Raw genomic sequence first — 233 nt, forward strand, 5'->3', positions numbered from 1 at the left:
TCTTTGGCAGAAGCTTCCGTCACATTATGTCCGTTAACGATAAGCGTACCGTTATCGATGGATTCCAAGGCGTTGATTGTACGGATAAGGGTAGATTTCCCAGACCCAGAAGGTCCCAAGAGAACCACAACTTGTCCTTTTTCAATTTCTAGATTGATATCACGAAGTGCATGATAATCTCCGTAATATTTATTAACATTTTTAAATTCAATAAGTGCCATAAGAGCCTCCTA

General features: G+C 39.5%; 1 protein-coding gene. It reads right to left on the minus strand.

All coding sequences use genetic code 11. From position 1 onward, the window contains the following. On the minus strand, positions 1 to 221 hold a 221-nt coding region (locus HMPREF2637_RS01860), incomplete at its 3' end, for an ATP-binding cassette domain-containing protein (RefSeq protein ID WP_141760006.1). Positions 222 to 233: the final 12 nt, after the last annotated feature.

The sequence above is a fragment of the Streptococcus sp. HMSC065H07 genome (assembly GCF_001837325.1).
GTDB classification, from domain to species: domain Bacteria; phylum Bacillota; class Bacilli; order Lactobacillales; family Streptococcaceae; genus Streptococcus; species Streptococcus salivarius_H.